This is a genomic window from Roseateles sp. P5_E4, assembly GCF_054049255.1.
Genome location: NZ_JBFUMS010000002.1, coordinates 841,039 through 853,665, shown reverse-complemented (window position 1 = coordinate 853,665; position 12,627 = coordinate 841,039). Strand labels below are relative to the sequence as shown.

At 65.0% G+C, this 12,627-nt stretch carries 13 protein-coding genes; 4 read left to right on the top strand and 9 right to left on the bottom strand.

Going from position 1 to position 12,627, the window contains the following annotated elements; genetic code table 11:
• The first annotated feature begins 85 nt into the window (after nt 1-85).
• The gene (locus ACXJLH_RS06580) at nt 86-2,479 is read left to right on the top strand and encodes a penicillin-binding protein 1A (RefSeq protein WP_082532974.1); all 2,394 of its coding nucleotides are present in this window, start codon (nt 86-88) and stop codon (nt 2,477-2,479) included.
• A gap of 4 nt (nt 2,480-2,483) precedes the next feature.
• Here the strand turns inward: ACXJLH_RS06580 and cyaY are convergent, their stop codons facing one another.
• Nucleotides 2,484-2,816: an iron donor protein CyaY gene (gene cyaY, locus ACXJLH_RS06575; RefSeq protein ID WP_082532973.1), complete on the bottom strand. Its 333-nt coding sequence runs from the start codon at nt 2,814-2,816 to the stop codon at nt 2,484-2,486.
• 11 nt (nt 2,817-2,827) lie between these two features.
• Here cyaY and lptM point away from each other — a divergent pair, with 11 nt between their 5' ends.
• On the top strand, nt 2,828-2,965 hold the full coding sequence (gene lptM, locus ACXJLH_RS06570) for an LPS translocon maturation chaperone LptM (protein WP_082532972.1): 138 nt from the start codon (nt 2,828-2,830) through the stop codon (nt 2,963-2,965).
• On the opposite strand, the gene ACXJLH_RS06565 is transcribed toward lptM, so the two are convergent.
• The 6 genes from ACXJLH_RS06565 to ACXJLH_RS06540 all read right to left on the bottom strand — a co-directional run bounded on the left by ACXJLH_RS06565 (nt 2,962) and on the right by ACXJLH_RS06540 (nt 9,461).
• On the bottom strand, nt 2,962-3,957 hold the full coding sequence (locus ACXJLH_RS06565; protein ID WP_457443049.1) for an ABC transporter ATP-binding protein: 996 nt from the start codon (nt 3,955-3,957) through the stop codon (nt 2,962-2,964). The genes lptM and ACXJLH_RS06565 overlap by 4 nt on opposite strands.
• On the bottom strand, nt 3,954-4,934 hold the full coding sequence (locus ACXJLH_RS06560) for an ABC transporter ATP-binding protein (RefSeq protein WP_457443047.1): 981 nt from the start codon (nt 4,932-4,934) through the stop codon (nt 3,954-3,956). Before ACXJLH_RS06560 ends, ACXJLH_RS06565 begins: the two co-directional genes overlap by 4 nt.
• Complete coding sequence (locus tag ACXJLH_RS06555) at nt 4,931-5,875, bottom strand: ABC transporter permease (RefSeq protein ID WP_056203273.1); 945 nt, start codon at nt 5,873-5,875, stop codon at nt 4,931-4,933. The genes ACXJLH_RS06560 and ACXJLH_RS06555 overlap by 4 nt, the downstream gene beginning before the upstream one ends.
• A 2-nt stretch (nt 5,876-5,877) precedes the next feature.
• Nucleotides 5,878-6,855 (bottom strand): ABC transporter permease, encoded by a 978-nt coding sequence (locus ACXJLH_RS06550; RefSeq protein ID WP_056203270.1) that lies wholly within the window; start codon nt 6,853-6,855, stop codon nt 5,878-5,880.
• A 174-nt stretch (nt 6,856-7,029) separates the two neighbouring features.
• The gene (locus ACXJLH_RS06545) at nt 7,030-8,247 is read right to left on the bottom strand and encodes a porin (protein WP_457350408.1); all 1,218 of its coding nucleotides are present in this window, start codon (nt 8,245-8,247) and stop codon (nt 7,030-7,032) included.
• A gap of 176 nt (nt 8,248-8,423) precedes the next feature.
• Nucleotides 8,424-9,461, bottom strand: a complete 1,038-nt coding sequence (locus ACXJLH_RS06540; RefSeq protein ID WP_457443045.1) for a porin — start codon at nt 9,459-9,461, stop codon at nt 8,424-8,426.
• A 196-nt stretch (nt 9,462-9,657) separates the two neighbouring features.
• On the opposite strand from ACXJLH_RS06540, the gene coq7 reads away from it, so the two are divergent.
• Nucleotides 9,658-10,320 (top strand): 2-polyprenyl-3-methyl-6-methoxy-1,4-benzoquinone monooxygenase, encoded by a 663-nt coding sequence (gene coq7, locus ACXJLH_RS06535; RefSeq protein ID WP_457443043.1) that lies wholly within the window; start codon nt 9,658-9,660, stop codon nt 10,318-10,320.
• An 11-nt stretch (nt 10,321-10,331) separates the two neighbouring features.
• On the opposite strand, the gene ACXJLH_RS06530 is transcribed toward coq7, so the two are convergent.
• Complete coding sequence (locus ACXJLH_RS06530; RefSeq protein WP_056203625.1) at nt 10,332-10,763, bottom strand: OsmC family protein; 432 nt, start codon at nt 10,761-10,763, stop codon at nt 10,332-10,334.
• A gap of 12 nt (nt 10,764-10,775) precedes the next feature.
• Nucleotides 10,776-10,955: a hypothetical protein gene (locus ACXJLH_RS06525; protein WP_457326441.1), complete on the bottom strand. Its 180-nt coding sequence runs from the start codon at nt 10,953-10,955 to the stop codon at nt 10,776-10,778.
• Nucleotides 10,956-11,077: 122 nt separating this feature from the next.
• Here ACXJLH_RS06525 and ilvA point away from each other — a divergent pair, with 122 nt between their 5' ends.
• Entirely contained in the window at nt 11,078-12,598 is a 1,521-nt protein-coding gene (gene ilvA, locus ACXJLH_RS06520) for a threonine ammonia-lyase, biosynthetic (protein ID WP_157282065.1), read from the top strand.
• Nucleotides 12,599-12,627 lie beyond the last annotated feature (29 nt).

Here is a 12,627-nt window from a genome sequence, read left to right as displayed (position 1 = left end):
CGCGGGTATACAAGGATGCCGAGGCGGCGCTTCCTATAATCCGCCGCCTCCTCCCAACGCGCCCGCGGGTGCGCCCTGCCGGCTCATGATCGACAAGCCCCGCTCTGCTGCACCCAGTCCTTCGCCCGCCGGCACACCCACCTCCCGTCCCCTCTCCGGCCTGAGCTCCCGCCTCGGTCGCTGGGCCTTGTGGGCTCTGGGCGTCGTGGCAGGCGGCATCGCGGCCGTGTGCCTGCTGCTGGCCTTGGGTCTGGCCCTGGCCTATCCCAACCTGCCCGACATCAGTGGTCTGACGGACTATCGACCCAAGCTGCCCATGCGCGTGCTGTCCACTGACGGTGTGCTGCTGGGCGAGTTTGGCGAGGAGCGCCGCAACTACCTGCCAATCCGCGAGATTCCCAAGGTCATGCAGGAGGCCGTGCTGGCTATCGAGGACGCACGCTTCTATCAGCATGGCGGCGTCGACTACCTGGGCATCATCCGCGCGGGCCTGGCCAATGTGGGCGAGTCGCGCAGCCAGGGCGCATCGACCATCACGATGCAGGTGGCGCGCAACTTCTACCTTTCCACGGAAAAGACCTTCACGCGCAAGATCTACGAGATTCTGCTGGCGCTGAAGATCGAGTCGGCGCTGTCCAAGGAAAAGATCCTCGAGATCTACATGAACCAGATCTTCCTGGGCCACCGCGCGCATGGCTTCGCAGCAGCCAGCGAGATCTACTTCGGCAAGACGTTGGACAAGCTCAGCATCGCCGAGGCTGCGATGCTGGCCGGCCTGCCCAAGGCGCCGTCGGCCTACAACCCCATCAACAACCCGCGCCGCGCCAACATCCGCCAGCAATACATCATCGAGCGGATGTATGAGACGGGCTACATCACCGAGGAGCAGCGTGATGAGGCCAAGGCCGAGAAGCTGCGCATCCGCCCGGTGCAGGAGTCGGTATCGCATGCCGAGTTCGTCGCCGAGGCGGCGCGCCAGCTGATCTTCAGCCAGTATGGCGACGAAGCCTATTCGCGGGGGCTGAACGTCTATCTGACGCTGAACAGCGCCGAGCAGAACACGGCCTACCGCGCGCTGCGCCGTGGCATCCTCGACTACGAGAAGCGCCAGGTCTACCGCGGCCCCGAGGCCTATGCCGATCTGCCGAGCGACGCCAAGGAACTGGACGCGCGCATCGCGCTGGTGCTGGCCGACCACCCTGCCAATGACGAGCTGCTTGCCGCCGTCGTGCTAGAGGCCGATCCCAAGAAGGTGACGGCGGTGCTGCAAAGCGGCGACGTGATCGCCATCATCGGCGAAGGTCTCAAGCCTGCCACCTCCGGCCTGTCCGACAAGGGCAATCCCAAGACCCGCATCCGCCGAGGCGCCGTCATCCGCGTCGTCAAGGGCGCCAAGCAGAAGGACGGCGGCGAGTGGACCGTCACCCAACTGCCCGAGGTCGAGGGCGCCTTCGTGTCCCTGGACCCGAAGACCGGCCAGGTGCACGCCATGGTCGGCGGCTTCGACTACAACAAGAACAAGTTCAACCATGTGACCCAGGCCTGGCGTCAACCGGGTTCGAGCTTCAAGCCCTTCATCTACTCGGCGGCGCTGGAGAAGGGCTTCACGCCGGCCACCATCGTCAACGATGCGCCGCTGTTCTTCGACGCCGGCACGACCGGCAGCCAGCCCTGGGAGCCCAAGAACTACGACGGCAAGTTCGAAGGCCCGATGCCGCTGCGCACGGCGCTGGCCAAATCCAAGAACATGGTCTCCATTCGCGTGCTGCACTCCATCGGCGTGCGCTACGCGCAGGACTGGATCACGCGCTTCGGCTTCGAGGCCGAGAAGCACCCTGCCTATCTGACCATGGCCCTGGGCGCCGGCTCGGTGACGCCCATGCAGATGGCCCAGGGCTATGCGGTATTCGCCAACGGCGGCTATCGCGTCAGCCCGCAGCTCATCGCCAGGATCACCGACAACAAGGGCCGGTTGCTCTACGAAGCCCTGCCCGTCACGCTGACCGACGACACCCGCGCCATCGAGCCACGCAACGCCTTCCTGATGAGCAGCCTGCTGCAGGAGGTCACGCGCAGCGGCACCGCAGCCCGCGCCCAGGCGACGCTGAAGCGTCCCGACATCTATGGCAAGACCGGCACGACCAATGATTCGATGGATGCCTGGTTCGCCGGCTACCAGAAGGATCTCGTCGCCATCGTCTGGATTGGCTATGACCAGCCGCGCAAGCTCGGCGACCGCGAGACGGGCGGAGGCTTGAGCCTGCCGGTCTGGATCGAGTACATGGGCTTTGCGCTGAAGAACAAGCCCGTCGACGAAATCACGCCGCCGGAAGGCATCGTCAACGTCAATGGCGAGTGGTTCTACGAGGAATACACAACCGGCAACGGCGTGCGTGAACTGTCCAGCGAACCCGCGGCGGTACCTGGCGCGGCGACCGAGGACGAGAAGAAGTCCATCCTGGACCTCTTCAAGAGATAGCGGCTCAGGTGCTGAACGCCAGCGCCTGGCCTGCCTGCTCGCTTGCGCAGCGCGACAGGCGCGCGAGGAATTCCTGGTCTTCGCGGTCCACCCATTGCGAGCCGTCCCACTTGAAGTGATAGCCGCCCGAGCGCGCCGCAAGCCAGATCTCCTGCAGCGGGGGCTGGGTGTTCAGCACGATCTTGCTGCCTCCGGGCATGCTCAGCTCCAGCAGGCCACCGGTGCGATGGGTGTCGATGTCCACCACGTCGGCCTCAAGCCAGGCATCGATCTGCTCCTCGATGCGAGCGAGCAGGGCGTGGGCCTTGGCGTGGTAATCGGCGTCGGACAGGGGCATAAACTGGGCGGATGAAGAAGACTGCCGCCAGTTTAGGTGTCCTGCTGATCACCCTTACCGCCCTCATGGGTTGTGGGCAGAAGGGGCCGCTGACCCTGCCCAAGCCGGCCGGCGCGGCCTCTGCTCCGGCGTCTGGCCCTGCGCGCTAGTCCCGGCCTTCTTCCACCGCGTGGCAGGCCACGCGCACGCCCTTGATCTCCAGCAGCGCCGGCCGCTCGGCCTTGCAGCGCACATTGGCCAGCGGGCAGCGTGGGTGGAAACTGCAGCCGCTCGGCGGATTCAGCGGGTTGGGCACCTCGCCCTGCACCGGCGTGCGGGCGCGGCCAGTCATGTGGATGTCGGGAATCGCGTCCAGCAGCATGCGCGTGTAGGGATGGCGCGGCCGCGCGAACAGCTCGGCCTTGTCGGCCACTTCGACCAGGCGGCCGAGGTACATGACGCCGACCTGGTCGGCCACATGGCGAACCACAGCCAGGTTGTGCGAGATGAAGAGGTAGGTCAGGCCGCGTTCGCGCTGAAGATCCTTCATGATGTTGAGGACCTGAGCCTGCACAGACACGTCCAGCGCAGAAGTCGGCTCATCGCAAACAAGGAATTCGGGTTGCGTCGCGAGCGCACGGGCGATGGAGATGCGCTGACGCTGGCCACCGGAGAACTGGTGCGGGAATTTCTCCGCATCGGCCGGATTCAAGCCAACCGAGCTGAGCAGCTCACCGACGCGCTGCCTGGCCTCCGCGTCGCCCGGGATCAGGCCGTGCTCGCGCAGCGGCTCGGCGACGATATCCAGCACCTTCCAGCGCGGGTTCAGGGACGCATAAGGATCCTGGAAGATCATCTGCATGCGCCGGCGCAGCTTCAGGGCACCGGCACCGGCTAGCGTCTTGGCGATGTCCTCGCCGTCGAAGCTGACCGCGCCGCGCGTCGTCGCGTACAGCCCAACCAGCAGGCGTGCGACCGTGCTCTTGCCGCAGCCACTCTCGCCGACGAGAGCCAGCGTCTTGCCGCGCTCGATGCTGAAGGAGACACCGTCCACCGCATGCACAAAGGCCTTGGGCTTGCGCTCGACGACGCGGTTCAGCCAGGGCGGCGACACGTCGAAGATCTTGGCGAGGTCCCGCACCTCCACGAGAAGAGCGCTCATTGCGATGCCTCCTGGGTCACGGGCCGCCAGCAGGCCGCGCTCGTCGCGCCAACCTGGACCAGTTCGGGCCGCTCGACGCGGCAACGCTCGACAACGCGAGGGCAGCGCGGGTTGAAGGCGCATCCCGGCGGGATTGCAGTGAGACGCGGCATCGAGCCATCGATCTGCAGCAGGCGTTCGCGATCCTCGTCCATCGCCGGGATGGACCCCATCAGCCCGACGGTATAGGGGTGGGCCGGGTGGTGGATGACGTCGGCCACCGGGCCGATCTCGGCGATGCGGCCGGCGTACATGACGGCGACGCGGTCGCAGGTTTCGGCGATGACACCCATGTCGTGGGTGACCAGCATGACGGCCGCGCCCTGCTCGCGGCAGACCTTCTTCAGCAACGCAATGATTTGCGCCTGGATTGAGACGTCCAGCGCCGTCGTCGGCTCGTCGGCGACGATGAGCTTGGGGTTGGCTGCCAGGGCCAGCGCGATGACAACACGCTGGCGCATGCCGCCCGAGAACTGATGCGGGAAATGATCGACCCGAGCCTCCGGCGCCGGAATGCCTGTGGACGCCAGCAGTTCGACGGCCCGGGCCCGGGCCTGGGCGGCGCTCAAATCCAGGTGGGTCGTGATCGTCTCGGTGAGTTGCCGGCCAACTGTGTAGAGCGGATTCAGCGACGTCAGCGGATCCTGGAAGACAGCGCCGATCTCCTTGCCGCGGATACGGCGCATCTGCTCGTAAGGCAGGTTGTCGATGCGCCGGCCCGCGAGCCTGATCTCGCCGGCGGCGATGCGGCCCGGCGGGTCCAGCAGGCCAATGATGGCCGCACCGGTCAGCGACTTGCCGGCGCCGGATTCGCCGACGACGCCAAGGATCTCACCGGGAGCGATCGAGAAAGAGATGTCGTCCAGCGCCAACAACGTGCCGCGGCGGGTCGGGAACTCCACCCGCAGGTGGCTGACTTCAAGCAAAGGGACAGTCATCGCAGACGAGGGTTGAGCGCGTCACGCAGCCAGTCGCCCAGCAGGTTCACACTGAGCGTGATCAGCACCAGCGTCAGGCTGGGCCAGGCGGTGATCCACCATTCGCCCGAGAACAGGTAGTCATTGCCGTTGCGGATCAGCGTGCCCAGGGACGGGCTGGTCGCCGGCACGCCGACGCCGAGAAAGGACAAGGTCGCCTCGGTAATGATGGCCGACGCGATCTGGATGGTGGCCAACACCAGCACCGGCCCGAGCACATTGGGCAGCACATGGCGGCGCATGATGCGCAGTGAGCCGACGCCGATGACGCGGGCGGCCTGCACGTACTCCTTGTTGCGCTCCACCAGCGTCGAGCCGCGCACGGTGCGTGCGTACTGCACCCAGCCCGTCAGCGCAATCGCCAGCACGAGGACGACGAAGGCCAGCATGTCGGGAGCGTGCGGGAAGAGGCTGCGGCCGACGCCGCTGATCATCAGCGCGACGAGGATGGACGGGAAGGACAGCATCACATCGCAGATGCGCATGATGAAGGCGTCCGTGCGGCCGCCAACGAAGCCCGCCAGCAGGCCCAGGCTGACGCCGATCAGGATGGACAGCAGCACCGAGGCGATGCCGACGAGCAGCGAGATGCGCGCGCCGTACATCAGCGCGGACAGGATGTCGCGGCCCTGGCCGTCCGTGCCGAGCCGGTACCTGGCTTCGCCGCCATCGACCCAGGCCGGCGGCTTGAGCGAGTCCATCAGTTCCAGCGTCGCCAGGTCGAAAGGGTTGTGCGGCGCCACAAGCTCCGCAAACAGCGCGCAGACAAGGCAGACCAGCGCAATGGCGGCGGCCAGCATCGCGACCGGCGAGTTCCGAAAGGAATGCCAGACGTCGCCGTCGAAGAAGCCGCGCAGCGCGGATGCCGACGGGGTGGAGTTGGGATTGGCGTCGACTGCCATGGTCAATGTGCTTTGCCCTCAACGCGCAGGCGCGGATCGACGGCGAAATAGAGGAGGTCAACGCCCAGATTGATGACGACGAAGATCAGCGAGATCAGGCAGAGATAGGCGGCCATCACGGGGATGTCGGCGAACTGCACGGCCTGGATGAAGAGCAGGCCCATGCCGGGCCACTGGAAGACCTGCTCGGTGATGATGGCAAAGGCAATCAATGAGCCGAGTTGCAGGCCGGTGATCGTGATGACGGGCACCAGCGTGTTTTTCAGCGCATGGCCGAAATAGACGCTGCGGTCCGTCAGGCCGCGAGCGCGGGCAAAGCGGATGTAGTCGGTGCGCAGCACTTCCAACATCTCGGCGCGCACGAGCCGCATGATCAGCGTCAGTTGGAAGGCCGACAGCGTGAAGGCCGGCAAGACGAGGTGCAGCAGGCCGTCGCGCGTCAGCAGGCCCGAAGTCCACGCTCCCAGGGCAACGACTTCGCCGCGGCCGAAGCTCGGCAGCCATTTGAGTTCGACCGCGAAGATCCAGATCAGCACGATGCCGATGACGAAATTGGGCAGGCTGACACCGAACAGCGTGCCCGTCATCAGCAGTTGCGCGCTTGCCTTGCCGCGGCGCAGCGCCGCATAGACGCCCAGCGGAATGCCCAGGCCGAGCGCAATCAGGCCGGCGACGAGAGCGAGCTCCAGCGTCGCCGGGAAGCGTTCGACGATGAGGCTTGAAACCTTGCGGCCCTGGCGCAGGCTGATGCCGAATTCGCCCTGGGCCGCGTTGACCGCGAAGCGCGCGAATTGCACGGGAAAGGGCTGATCCAGGCCCAGATCCTTGCGCAAGGCGATGCGCTGCTCCTCGGTCGCATCCTGGCCCAGCAGATTCGTGACCGGGTCGCCCACGTACTGAAACAGCATGAAGGCGATGAAGGCGACCGTCAGCATGACGACGAGAGCCTGGACAAGGCGGCGAAGGATGAAGACCAGCATGAAGACTTTGAAGCGAGCGCGTCTTTGCGCGGCGCGAAGGCGGGATCATGGCGAAGTGCGGGGGCCGGGGCTTCCCGGGAAAGCCCTAGCTCCGCGAGCCTGAGCCGCCAATGAAAACGGGCCGCTTTCGCGGCCCGTCGAGACGCCTCGCGAGGCCGAAGCCCCGCATCGGCATCAGAAGCGGTGACGCAGACCGACCATCGCGCCGCCACGCTTGCCAGCGCCGTTCAGGAACAGCACCTCGCCCTTGAGCTTGGTGTAGTCCATTTCCAGGTAGGCGTCGGTGCGCTTGGAGAACGCGTAGTCGAGGACGACGGCGAAGAAGTTAGCCTTGGACTTGGTGTTGGCGTTCGTCGAGAAACCGCCAGGCGCCGCTGCAAAGGCCGCACTGAACGGGCCCAGGTTCTGGACCGTGCCGTAGTGCGTTTGTTCGGTCAGCCAGGCATTGGCGCCGATGTTCAGCTGAGGCGTCAACTGATAGGTCGCGCCGAACATGATCATGGTGCGCTTCTTGATGTCAGCCGCATCGCCATTGAAGATGTTCGCGCCCAAGATACCGCCGGTATAGGCTGTACGCGTCGCCAGGGCGATATTGGCCGGGCCGCCGGCGGCGGTCGAGGCCGCGAAAGCTGCGGGGCTGCTCAGGCTCAACAGCGTGAAGGGGTTTTCGAACTTGTTCTCGCCCCACGACGCATGCAGGTAGAGCGGGCCATTCGTGTACGAGCCGCCGAGGACGGTCGCCTTGATCTTCTTGCCGGTCTGCTCGGTCGCCTGCAGATATGCGGCGCCCGCGCCGAACTTACCGTCGTTGTAGCGAACCAAGCCGCCGACGGTCTTGTTCGGGAAAGCCGCGGCAGCGCCCGATTGACCTTCACCGGCGCTCACCTGGACTTCGGCATAGAAGCTGCCAAACTGGGCCAGGTACTTGACCATGTTGTCCTGACGCGCGGCCATGGACATGCCGATTTCGGGCTTGTACGCCTCGATATACGGCGAGTAGCGGAAGGATGCGAAGGTCGACGTGTAGACGTCGAACAGGATGTTGTATTGACGGCCGAGGCGGATCTGGCCCAGGTCACTGGACTGCAGGCCAACCCAGGCTTGACGCCAGAAATCGGAAGTAGAGGCGGCAGCGCCGGTATCCGAACTGAGGCGATGCTCCATGTTCACCAGAGCCTTGAGACCGCCGCCCATGTCTTCCACGACATTCACGCCCAGACGGCTTTGCGACATGCCGCCAGGGATCAACTGCTTTGGTGCAGCTCCAGGATTGACGTTGGTGGTGTAACGCGCGGCAGCGTCCACGATACCGTACAGGGTCACGGTGGACTGGGCCCAAGCGGAAGAGGTGCAAGCGGCCAGAGCGGCAACTGCCAGAGTGGCTTTTTTCATCAAGGTTGTCTCCTGCGAAGAAAAGTGAACTTTTTGATTCTCAGTGATGCGCCCTGCCATAACGCGAGCTCTGTTGTTGATTTCCCACAGCAATTCCCCTGTCCCGCATGGGACAAAAGAAAAGCCGCCCGAAGGCGGCTTGGCTGATTTCGCTGCGGCCGAGAGGCCGCTCGACATCAGAAGCTGTGACGAACGCCGACGTCGTAGCCGGTGGACTTCAGGCCGTTGGAGGTCGCTGCAGGAGCGCCGCCGACGGCGAAGCGCGCAGCGCCGCTGTTCTTCAGCTGCGAGAACGTCGTGTACAGCGCGGTACGCTTGGACAGGTTGTAGATGTAGCCAGCCGCGAACAGCTTTGCATCGCCGATAGCGGTGTAGCCTGCAGCGGCCGTCTCGGCGGCGCCATTGGCCTCGGCGTTTGTATAACCAGCCCACAGCTGACCCTGACCCAGCGGCGCCGTGACGGACGCGGTCCAGATCTTCTGCTCGCGGCCGAGGTACTTGGTTTGCGTGTAGGACAGCGACGGGCGAACCACACCGAAGTCGTAAGCCGCGCCAACCGAGGCCAGCTTGAACTTGCTGGTGTCAGCGGCGTTGGACGTGCTGGCGTAGGCGCCCGACACGTGCAGGGGACCCTGCTTGTAGCCCAGACGAACCGACTGGCCCTTGTTGGTGCTCGTGCCTTCACCGGCAGACACGTCCACACCGCCGTAGAAGCCGCCGAGATTGGCCGGCAGCGAGTACGAGGCGAGGTTGTCAGCACGGCCGAAAGACGTGCCGTTGCCGCTGCCCAGGTTGCTGTACAGCACGCTGACGCTGCCCAGGCCGGTGAATGCGGTCGGGTCGAAGTCTTCGACGTGCAGGCGCGAGACGGTCTTGTTGCGGCCGAGGCGCACTTCACCGAAGTCGCCGCTCAGGCTAACCGTGGCGCGGCGACCCCAGAAGGCGCTACCGCCACCAGCGACACCGGTGTCGGTATCGACTTGGGATTCCAGCCAGAAGCCAGCCTTCAGGCCGCCGCCCAGATCTTCGGTGCCACGCACGCCGAAACGGCTGGTGTTCAGACCGCTGGAGTCCAACTTCTTCACCGTGAGACCGCCGGTCTTGACGTACTTCAGGTCGGCATCAATGACGCCAAACAGAGTGACGGACGATTGCGCGACGGCAGCGCCGCCGGTCAGACCGAGGACGGCCAAGGCAATCAGAGCTTTCTTCATTCGATACTCCTAGGTATTCATCCGAGTCGCCGAGCGAACAGGCCACAGCGACTTACCTCCTATGAGGAAGTGCGCGTATTCCACTACAGGTTTGAGATGCTGGGGAATTCACGGATATGAAATTATGTGTTGTCGTTGCCGATCCACAACGCCGCCCCAGATTCACCATTTCTTCATCGAAACATTGCTTAACTGAATGCAACCTCGAGCAAGCAATTCGCATCGTCGCGATCTGGACTTTCGGGACCGGTTCATCAGCGCACTCGACGCCGGGCTTCGCACCGTGTTCATGCCCACCCGCGCTACCCGCCAGTCGCCGTCGGCGGCCCAGTCGCCGGTCGAGTTGGATGCGGCAGACCAGCAGCACGCGGCAGCGCTGATGCGCGTCAATCACGTCGGTGAAATCTGCGCCCAGGCGCTTTACCAGTCACAGGCGCTGTTCAGCCGCAACGAGCAGCTGCGGCGGCACTTCGAACAAGCCGCCCAGGAAGAACTGGATCACCTCGCCTGGACGGCCGACCGGATCGCCGAACTGGATGGCCATACCAGCCACCTCGCGCCGCTCTGGTGGGCCGGTGCCTTCGCCTGGGGCAGCCTGGCTGGGCTGGCCGGCGATCAATGGAGCCTTGGATTCGTCGTCGAAACGGAGCGCCAGGTCGAAGCCCACTTGGCCTCGCATCTTCAACGCCTGCCTGAGGCCGACGCGCCATCCCGCGCCATCGTCGACCAAATGCGGCGCGAGGAAGCCGAGCATGCCGACGCGGCCGTTGCCGCCGGCGCGCGGCCATTGCCCGCGCCCATTGCGGAGCTGATGCGCGCGGCAGCCAAGGTCATGACGACCGTGGCTCACCACATCTGATCAGACCTGGCTCAAACTTCAGTGACCTCGAAAGAGGTACTGATGGCCGAGGTCTTGGCCAGCATGGCTGTCGCCGAGCAGTATTTCTCGTGCGACAGCGCCACTGCGCGCTCGACGATCTCAGGCTTCAGCCCCTTGCCGCTGACGATGAAGTGAAAGTGGATGGCTGTGAAGACCTTGGGATCGCTGGTGGCGCGCTCGGCCTTCAGCGTCACCTTGCAGCCACGCACATCATGGCGGCCGCGTTTGAGGATGAGCACCACGTCATAGGCCGTGCAGCCGCCCGTACCCGCCAGCACGGTTTCCATGGGCCGCGGCGCCAGGTTGCGCCCGCCACCGTCCGGCGCGCCGTCCATGCTCAGCACATGACCGCTGCCGGTCTCGGCCACGAAGCTCATGCCACTCGGGCCCTCAGGACCCAGCCAACTGACGGTGCATTCCATGGTCATCTAGAGTCAAAGCTCCAATTCGTTCACGAAAAATATTGCAGCGCAGCATAACTCGGCGCTAAACTGCCACTCAAGCGAAAACGTTTTCGCACCGATTGTCTCCTCCACCGCCTCCATGGTGGATTCAACCCGAGCTTGCAAAAGCTCGGGTTTTTTTTCGCCGAAGGCAGGCAAGCGGCGCCGCATGAGGGTCTCCCCTATCATGCGGCGCCGCAACAAGACACCATGGAGAGACGATGAGCGCCCCCTCGCGCCGACGCCAGCCCCCCGCCAAGGCGCCGTCCAGCACGTCATCTCAGGTGCCCGCGATGCTGCCGCCCGGCAGCAGCTATCTGCAGCGAATCCTGAACGCCCGGGTCTACGAAGTCGCCCGCGAGACCCATCTCCACGCCGCCGCCAAGCTATCCAAGCGCCTGTCCAACAAGGTCTGGCTCAAGCGCGAGGACGAGCAGGACGTCTTCAGCTTCAAGCTGCGCGGCGCCTATAACAAGATGGCGCATCTGTCGGCCGAGCAACGCGCGGCCGGCGTCATCTGTGCTTCGGCAGGCAACCACGCCCAGGGCGTGGCGCTGTCGGCGAAAAAGCTCGGCTGCCGCGCCGTCATCGTGATGCCGGTGACCACGCCCCAGGTCAAGGTCGAGGCGGTGCGCGGCCACGGCGGCGAAGTCGTGCTGTTCGGCGAGAGCTTCACCGACGCCTATGGTCACGCCAAGGAACTGGAGAGCGCGCAAGGCCTGACCTTCGTCCACCCCTTTGACGACCCCGACGTCATCGCCGGCCAGGGCACCATCGCCATGGAGCTGCTGCGCCAGCATCCCGGCCCCATCGACGCGATCTTCGTCGCCATCGGCGGCGGCGGCCTCATCTCCGGCGTTGCTGCCTACGTCAAGGCGCTGCGCCCGGAGATCAAGATCATCGGTGTGCAGACCACCGACTCTGACGCCATGCTGCGCTCGGTGAAGGCAGGCAAGCGCGTGACGCTCAGCGACGTCGGCCTGTTCGCCGACGGCACCGCCGTCAAGCTGGTGGGCGAGGAAACCTTCCGCATCGCCCGCGAGCTGGTTGACGACTACATCGTCGTCGACACCGACGCCGTCTGCGCGGCCATCAAGGATGTCTTCGAGGACACGCGTTCCATTCTTGAGCCCTCAGGGGCGATGAGCGTCGCCGCCGTCAAGCAATACGCCGCGACGACTGGCGCCAAGGGCGAAACGCTGGTCGCCATCACCTGCGGCGCCAACATGAACTTCGACCGCCTGCGCTTCGTCGCCGAGCGGGCCGAGGTCGGCGAGCACCGCGAGGCGTTGTTTGCCGTCACCATCCCCGAGGCGCGCGGCAGCTTCAAGCGCTTCTGCGAGTTGCTCGGCCCGCGCAGCGTCACCGAGTTCAACTACCGCATCGCCGGCGCGGACGTCGCCCATATCTTCGTCGGCATCGCCATCTCCAAGCCCGACGACGCTGCCAAGCTGGCCCGCACCTTCAGCAAGGCCGGCTTCGAGACGCTGGACCTGACCAACGACGAACTCGCGAAGCAGCACATCCGCCACATGGTGGGTGGGCGCAGCGAACTGGCACGCGACGAGCGCCTCTATCGCTTCGTCTTTCCAGAACGGCCGGGCGCGCTGATGCGCTTCCTGTCCAGCATGCACCCCGACTGGAACATCAGCCTTTTCCACTACCGCAACCAGGGTGCGGACTACGGCCGCATCCTTGTCGGCATCCAGGTTCCCAGGGGCGATGCGGCGGCTTTGCGAGAGTTCCTCAACGGCTTGAACTACCCCTTCGAAGACGAAACCTCCAATCCGGTCTATCGCTTGTTCCTCGGTTGAGTTGAAATGCGGGGTCTGACAACGCCTGC

Excerpts from the sequence above, each read along its gene's own strand:
- ACXJLH_RS06580 (WP_082532974.1), top strand. The coding sequence starts at position 86 with ATGATCGACAAGCCCCGCTCTGCTGCACCCAGTCCTTCGCCCGCCGGC.
- cyaY (WP_082532973.1), bottom strand. The coding sequence starts at position 2,816 with ATGCCCCTGTCCGACGCCGATTACCACGCCAAGGCCCACGCCCTGCTC.
- lptM (WP_082532972.1), top strand. The coding sequence starts at position 2,828 with ATGAAGAAGACTGCCGCCAGTTTAGGTGTCCTGCTGATCACCCTTACC.
- ACXJLH_RS06565 (WP_457443049.1), bottom strand. The coding sequence starts at position 3,957 with ATGAGCGCTCTTCTCGTGGAGGTGCGGGACCTCGCCAAGATCTTCGAC.
- ACXJLH_RS06560 (WP_457443047.1), bottom strand. The coding sequence starts at position 4,934 with ATGACTGTCCCTTTGCTTGAAGTCAGCCACCTGCGGGTGGAGTTCCCG.
- ACXJLH_RS06555 (WP_056203273.1), bottom strand. The coding sequence starts at position 5,875 with ATGGCAGTCGACGCCAATCCCAACTCCACCCCGTCGGCATCCGCGCTG.
- ACXJLH_RS06550 (WP_056203270.1), bottom strand. The coding sequence starts at position 6,855 with ATGCTGGTCTTCATCCTTCGCCGCCTTGTCCAGGCTCTCGTCGTCATG.
- ACXJLH_RS06545 (WP_457350408.1), bottom strand. The coding sequence starts at position 8,247 with ATGAAAAAAGCCACTCTGGCAGTTGCCGCTCTGGCCGCTTGCACCTCT.
- ACXJLH_RS06540 (WP_457443045.1), bottom strand. The coding sequence starts at position 9,461 with ATGAAGAAAGCTCTGATTGCCTTGGCCGTCCTCGGTCTGACCGGCGGC.
- coq7 (WP_457443043.1), top strand. The coding sequence starts at position 9,658 with ATGCAACCTCGAGCAAGCAATTCGCATCGTCGCGATCTGGACTTTCGG.
- ACXJLH_RS06530 (WP_056203625.1), bottom strand. The coding sequence starts at position 10,763 with ATGGAATGCACCGTCAGTTGGCTGGGTCCTGAGGGCCCGAGTGGCATG.
- ACXJLH_RS06525 (WP_457326441.1), bottom strand. The coding sequence starts at position 10,955 with ATGCGGCGCCGCTTGCCTGCCTTCGGCGAAAAAAAACCCGAGCTTTTG.
- ilvA (WP_157282065.1), top strand. The coding sequence starts at position 11,078 with ATGCTGCCGCCCGGCAGCAGCTATCTGCAGCGAATCCTGAACGCCCGG.